8 protein-coding genes are annotated in these 6,645 nt (G+C 32.9%); 4 read left to right on the top strand and 4 right to left on the bottom strand.

Annotation, left to right across the window (positions count from 1 at the left end):
* Positions 1-781 (bottom strand): hypothetical protein (locus tag B5D41_RS13710; RefSeq protein ID WP_143555738.1); only part of this gene is annotated, 781 nt, incomplete at its 3' end.
* A gap of 474 nt (positions 782-1,255) precedes the next feature.
* Between B5D41_RS13710 and B5D41_RS13715 the strand changes: the two genes are divergently transcribed.
* Genes B5D41_RS13715 through cysK form a run of 4 tightly spaced genes read left to right on the top strand, consistent with a single transcriptional unit; the run spans position 1,256 to position 4,786 of the window.
* Positions 1,256-2,095: an ABC transporter ATP-binding protein gene (locus B5D41_RS13715; protein ID WP_078811191.1), complete on the top strand. Its 840-nt coding sequence runs from the start codon at positions 1,256-1,258 to the stop codon at positions 2,093-2,095.
* The gene (locus tag B5D41_RS13720) at positions 2,028-2,786 is read left to right on the top strand and encodes an ABC transporter permease (RefSeq protein WP_078811192.1); all 759 of its coding nucleotides are present in this window, start codon (positions 2,028-2,030) and stop codon (positions 2,784-2,786) included. The genes B5D41_RS13715 and B5D41_RS13720 overlap by 68 nt, the downstream gene beginning before the upstream one ends.
* A 60-nt stretch (positions 2,787-2,846) precedes the next feature.
* A complete protein-coding gene (locus B5D41_RS13725; RefSeq protein ID WP_078811193.1) occupies positions 2,847-3,851 on the top strand; it encodes an aliphatic sulfonate ABC transporter substrate-binding protein in 1,005 nt (334 codons plus the stop codon).
* Positions 3,852-3,877: 26 nt separating this feature from the next.
* On the top strand, positions 3,878-4,786 hold the full coding sequence (cysK, locus tag B5D41_RS13730) for a cysteine synthase A (protein ID WP_078811194.1): 909 nt from the start codon (positions 3,878-3,880) through the stop codon (positions 4,784-4,786).
* A gap of 32 nt (positions 4,787-4,818) precedes the next feature.
* Here the strand turns inward: cysK and B5D41_RS13735 are convergent, their stop codons facing one another.
* The 3 genes from B5D41_RS13735 to B5D41_RS13745 form a co-directional block, all read right to left on the bottom strand.
* Positions 4,819-5,031: a DUF2061 domain-containing protein gene (locus tag B5D41_RS13735; RefSeq protein ID WP_078811195.1), complete on the bottom strand. Its 213-nt coding sequence runs from the start codon at positions 5,029-5,031 to the stop codon at positions 4,819-4,821.
* Positions 5,021-5,593, bottom strand: a complete 573-nt coding sequence (cysC, locus tag B5D41_RS13740) for an adenylyl-sulfate kinase (protein WP_234983971.1) — start codon at positions 5,591-5,593, stop codon at positions 5,021-5,023. Before cysC ends, B5D41_RS13735 begins: the two co-directional genes overlap by 11 nt.
* Positions 5,594-5,958: 365 nt before the next feature.
* A partial coding sequence (locus B5D41_RS13745; RefSeq protein WP_143555739.1) for an adenylyl-sulfate kinase occupies positions 5,959-6,645 on the bottom strand: 687 nt, incomplete at its 5' end.

The following is a 6,645-nucleotide window of genomic DNA, read 5'->3' on the forward strand; positions in this document are numbered from 1 at the left end:
TAATCATATTATAAATAAAATAGCCCATTATCCCAATAATAATAATTGCTAAAATTAATAACATTGAATTATTAGAATTCGATTCATTACTAACAGGCTGTTGACTAGCAACTGCGTCTGTATTTTGATTATTAGTTCTAGTAATAGATGGTCCAGTGTTAGAACGATCATATTTAACTGTTATGTTGACATTTTCTCCTTCATTTAAATTCACTAATTGATAAAAATGGTTTTTAAGTCCATAGCCATCAGTCTGCACTCTAGCTTCATTTAAATTAGCTGAATAATTGCTAGCATTTAAAGGTTCAGTAACTTTAAAGTTAAAGTTTTTAATATTATAAGTTGTTTCATAATCAAAATTAATTACCCTACTATTACCAGTAATCTCTAATGGGTTATAATAATATTCTAGATATGCATGATATTCTTCCCCAGGCTGTAACTGGCCTATTTCCCAAGTAATTAATTTCTGATCTCCTTTAAGTTTTACATCATATAATTGACAATTATGATTACCAGCACCTGTAATCTCACATACATTTTCAATCTTAGCCCCTTTAGGCACTAAGAATTTAACGGTACCTGAATATACTTCAGTAGAAGTATTTTTTAAGTATGTATCATAAATAGTAAACATATCTGAACTATCATATTCTGGTTTTAATTCTACTTCCATTCTATTTACTTTTAATTTACTTTCTGCCTGGACTGTTACCCCAAAACTCAGCATTATCACAACTAATGTCAAAATTAATATAATATTCTTTTGATTTTTCTTCATTGTATACCTCCTTAAAATTATTAGTATGTGCTTCATTTCACTTGTAAGGCATTATTTAATTGCCTAATCATACTCTTTAAAGTTCTCGCCACATCTTTTTAAATACTCACTTCCAATTACTAATGAATATTTTTTCTAATCTTCAACTTCATATAAGAATAAGAACTTTGTTAAATCATAAATACCAATAGAATTACTAGGTTTTTATTTAAAAATTTTATTCCTTATTCTAGCCTCCTTTAAGTTTTTAATGCCTAGTAAATCAATAGGTTTATATGTTGTTATAATTTTATCAAAGAGTGTACACACTGTCAAGAGAAATTAATAAACTTTGTAGACATCCTCTATATCCAGTAGTTTTTTAAAATATTTTATATTTATTGTTGACAAGTTTAGTCTAAGTATATATAATGGCAGAAAGAAACACATTAAAACCTATAGTAATACTTGGTATTAGAGAAGGAGGATTAGCAGATGATTAAAATAAAAAATATTTTTAAAGATTTTCAACAAAAGGATGGTTCTACTCTAGAAGTGTTAAATAATATAGATTTTACAATTAAAGAAGGTGAATTTGTTTCTCTACTTGGTCCTTCAGGCTGTGGTAAATCTACTTTACTTAATATTGTAGCTGGTTTAGAATCATCGACTAATGGAGAAGTATTGATAGATAATAAGCCTATTACAGATCCAGGGGTAGATCGAGGAGTAGTTTTTCAAGAGGCTGCACTATTTCCTTGGTTAACAGTATTAGAAAATGTTAAATTCGGATTAAAATCTAAAGATTTAACTGATAATGAAATTGAAAAAAACGCATTAAATCATATTAAAAAAGTGCATTTAAGTAAATTTAAAGACTCTTATCCTCATCAGCTATCGGGAGGAATGAAACAAAGAACTGCTATTGCTAGATCTTTAGCTATAAATCCAAAAACTTTGTTGATGGATGAGCCCTTTGGTGCCTTAGATGAACAAACAAGAATGATGCTACAATTTGAATTACAAAAAATTTGGTTAGAAACAAAAAAAACTATTCTCTTTGTAACTCATAATATCCGAGAAGCAGTACAATTATCTAATAGAATAGTTGTATTTGGTACTCAACCAGGTACGATCAAAGAAATATTTGAAGTTAAAGCTGGAAGACCAAGAAACAAGAATAAAAAATATTTATTGGAATTAGAAAGTAAAATTATGAATGTACTCAAAGAAGAAATAGAAAAAACAATGAAGGAGGAAATGGATGATGATTACCACTTTGAAGAAGGTTCTCTTCCTTGGGATCCTGATCGCGATATGGGAAGTTCTATATAAATTACAAATTTGGTCACCAATTCTTTTTCCATCTCCTATGCAGGTTGGAGAAACATTATATCTCGGGATCATTGATGGTTCTTTTATCACATCTTTAAAATATAGTTTTAAAAGATTATTGATTGGCTATAGCTTGGCTTTAATTATTGGTACTATACTAGGATTGATTATAGCCTCTTCTAAATTGATTGACGAAACCCTAGGTGCATTTATTTTAGCTTTACAAAGTATTCCCTCTATTGTATGGCTGCCATTAGCCATCTTATGGTTTGGTATGGGAGAAGCAGCAATCATCTTTGTAGTAATCTTAGGTGGTACTTGGAATATGGTAATTAATGCATCAACCGGAATTAAAAATGTTGATCCACTCTTAATTAAAGCTGCTAAAACTATGGGAATTAAAGAACACAACTTATTCTTTAAGGTTACTATTCCAGCGGCCATCCCCCATTTAATTACTGGAATGAGATTATCTTGGGCATTCTGTTGGCGTGCTTTAATGGCTGGAGAGTTATTAGGTAGTGGAAACGGACTGGGTCGGATTTTAATGTGGGGTAGAGAAATGGGAAATATGAGTATGGTTATTTCGGTTATGATTATTATTGCTACTTTAGGAAGCTTAACTGATAGAATCATTTTCAAACCTCTAGAGGATAAAGTTTTAGAGCGTTGGGGACTATTAAACAATTAAAAAGTAACAAATTCAATATATTTATCACTTTCTACTAATAAATGCAAGGAGGAAATAATAATGAATAAGAAGATTTTATTAATGTTAATTTTATTAATCGGTATTTTGGTGATTACAGGTTGTGGAAATGAAAGTGCAAACACAAGCACTAAAGTAAAAGAGATTACTATTGGTTACTTCCCTAATCTTACTCATGCTCCAGGAATTTTAGGAGTGGCTAATGAAAGTTTTGAGAAGGAATTTGAAGGCATCAAGGTTAATTTTAAAACCTTTCCAAAAGGTTCACTATTTATGGATGCTATAGCTACAGGTCAAGTTGATATCGGTTATGTAGGTCCTGGACCAGTATTAAATCGTTATTTACAAGGTGCAAAGGTAAAAGTTTTAGCTAGTGCCAGTATTGCTGGCAATGTAATTGTTGGTAATGAAAGTAGTCACATCTCTTCTCCTATCGATTTAGCAAATAAGACTATCGCTACCCCTGGTTTAGCTTGTAGCCATGACCTCTTATTAAGAAGATTCTTATGGAATAATGACCTTAAAATGAAGAAGCGCGGAGGCAATATTAAACAAGTTCTACAAAAACCAGCTGCCATGATGGGATTATTTGAACAAGAACAGATTGACGCTGCTGTTGTCTCCGAACCTTGGGCTGCCGTAATGGAAGAAAAGATTGACGCTAAAATTCTAGTAAACTGGAATGAAATGCCTTGGGGCGGTAAAATGCCTGCTACTGTAATTGCTACCACTACTGAATTTACTGAAGATCATCCTAAATTAGTAAAGAAATTCTTAAAAGTTAATGAGGATAATATTAACTTTATTAAAAATAATAGAAAAGAAAGCTTAAAATTAATTCAACAAGAAATTAAAAGAATTACTAAACAAAAATTATCGATTAATATCTTAGATCAAGCATTAACTAGAACTAAGCTTACCTCTAATATTGACCCTGAAATCATCCAAGAATTTGCTAATATATCTGGTGATTTAGGTGTAATTAAGAAAAGTACTGATGTTACAGGATTAGTTGACAAATCTTTCTTAAAAGAAATCAAACAGTGATTAGTGAAAAAGAAAGGAAGATAACTATGCAAATCGCAGATAATGTTTTAGAATTAATCGGTAATACTCCAGTTGTTAAATTAAATAAAATGCTTCCTAAAGATATTGCTGATATTTATATCAAACTAGAGTCTTTTAACCCTACTAGAAGTGTTAAAGCTCGACCTGCTTATAATATGATTGAACAAGCTGAAAAGGGAGGAACCTTGAAACCTGGTGGTACGATTATTGAGCCTACTAGTGGAAATACAGGAATTGGGTTAGCTATGACCGCCGCTGTTAAAGGATACAAAGCTATCTTAATTATGCCTGAATCAGCTTCTGAAGAAAGAATAAGTATAATGAAAGCCTATGGCGCGGAAGTTATATTAACTCCTGCTAATAAAGGAATGACAGGTGCAGTAAAAAAATCAGAAGAATTATTAACAAAGACTAAAAATAGTTTTATGCCTAATCAATTCAAAAACCCAGCTAATCCAAACGCTCATCGCCATACTACTGCACAAGAAATAGTTAGAACTTTTGATAATCTAGATCTCTTTATTAGCACTGCTGGAACTGGTGGGACTGTATCTGGCACTGGTGAAGAGTTAAAAAAAGAATTCCCTAACCTAAAAATCTATATTGTCGAATCAGAAAATTCCCCTGTTATCTCTGGTGGAAAGTCTGGTGATCATAAGATACCTGGTACTGGTCCTGGTTTCATTCCTGACACCCTAAATACAAATATTTATGATAGAGTTTATAGAATTAATGATGAAGATGCTCTAAAAACTGTTAGACAATTAGCTACGGAAGGAATTTTAGTTGGCCCATCAACAGGTGCAGCGGTCTGGACTGCTATTCAAGCAGCCAAAGAAGTTGGTGCAGGTAAAACTATTCTAACAATGGCTCCTGATACTGGAGAGAGATATTTAAGTTCAGACATATTTTAATGATTAAAGTGAATAAAAAATCAATTGGCATATTACTCTCTCTTATTTTCTGGGATAGCCTTAAATTTATCCCAGATTGTTTCATGTAAATAATAAATTATTGTCTTAAAAATCACTTCCAATAGGGCTACTCCTCCAGCTACCTTTAGCTCACCACTTAAAAAATACACTATTAAAATTGTTGTAGTAGTAGCTGTCATTCGCCAAGTAATACTTTTGAATATTCGCCGTAATTTATTGCTCATTAGCAATTACCTCCAATATCTTTTGTACTGATTCTCCAATAGATAACTTATCTGTATCTATAATTACATCTGAAGTTTCAGGTGTTTCGTATGGTGAAGAAACACCTGTAAAATCATCTATCTCACCTTGTTTAGCCTTCTGATATAATCCCTTCGGATCACGTTCAGCACAAGTTGGTACATCAGCCTTTACATAAATTTCAATAAAACTATCTTCCCCTGCTCTTTCTCTCGCAAAATCCCGCATCTCCTGAAAAGGAGAAATAAATGAAGCTAACGTTATCAATCCCGCATCCTTAAACAAGGCAGCCACTTCTGCTATTCGTCGTATATTCTCATCTCGATCTTCCTTAGCAAAACCAAGATCAGAGTTCAAACCATGTCTGACATTATCTCCATCTAACCTATAAACAGCCTTGCCTTGTTTAAGTAACTCTTTTTCCACTTCTACAGCTATTGTAGACTTTCCAGAACCAGAAAGACCTGTAAACCAGACGACGACTCCATTTTGGGTTAGGTTCTTGCATCTATCCTCATACGTGACCTTACCCTCGTGCCACATAATATTCTTTGAGCTTGTCGTCGAATTGACAGTTGATGGTTGACGGTTGACAGTTTGCTCATTACTGTCATTATCAACTTGTTCTTTATCTTCTGTTATTCCCTGAGGTTCAGGAGCATCTTCCTTAAAACCTTCTAATGAAGTCTTAGATTCCTTTTTATTCATCTTAACATTCACCACCAAGCCTTCTCATTTTTCTAAGTAATATAATAAACATTAAACTTCAGTTACAATCTATCATTCAACTCGAAACTTTTTAATATAATCTACTAAATTTCATTTTGAAACTGGTCTTAACTGTCTCACCCAGCCTACGTTAGACTCTGCTTCTAATTCATAAACTCTTTTCCGCGCTTCACTGTAAACTAATTAAACCCTGGATTAAATATAATCCCACGTTCTTGCAGTAAATTCTTAATCTGCTGCGCTGCATCTTCTACTTCCTCAAACTCCGGTATATGTAAATCATAATCTATATCCGTAGTCACATTCTCACCAAGCCAAACTGTCTCTATCTTATCTGCATTAACCGTAGTCTTAATTAGCTCTAGATCTTCTTGTGTCAATTCTACCGCTGTAACAGCTAGGATTGCTCCAGCATCAAGCATAATATGTGACACTTCAGCTAATCTTCTTAAATGTTCTTCCCGATGATTATTACTTTGACCTTTAATGTCCGCATCTACTCCATATAGTAGATTACCAATGCCTAAGAAGTAAACTATCTTACCATCATCAAATAATCTCTTCTCTAACGCCTTAGCTGTCGGTTTCTTTCCAACATCCTCTTCGCCAGTAATTACGACTAAAGTTGACTTTTGATTATACTTCTCAGCTCGTTCATCATTAGTAATATGGCTCTTTTCCCATTTATAATTTCTAAGCATTACTTTCTCTCTTACCCAGCTTTGTTCATCCTCTAAAGCTGCTTGTACTATTCCACCACCGGCTATCTCATGTTCATCTACAATTACAAACCGACTAGTCTCTGCTATTTCACTAGTTAAATCGAATGCTATAGCTTTATCTAGCTTTAATATGCATTCAGCTAC

Source organism: Selenihalanaerobacter shriftii, assembly GCF_900167185.1.
In the GTDB taxonomy this organism is placed as follows: Bacteria; Bacillota; Halanaerobiia; order Halobacteroidales; family Acetohalobiaceae; genus Selenihalanaerobacter; species Selenihalanaerobacter shriftii.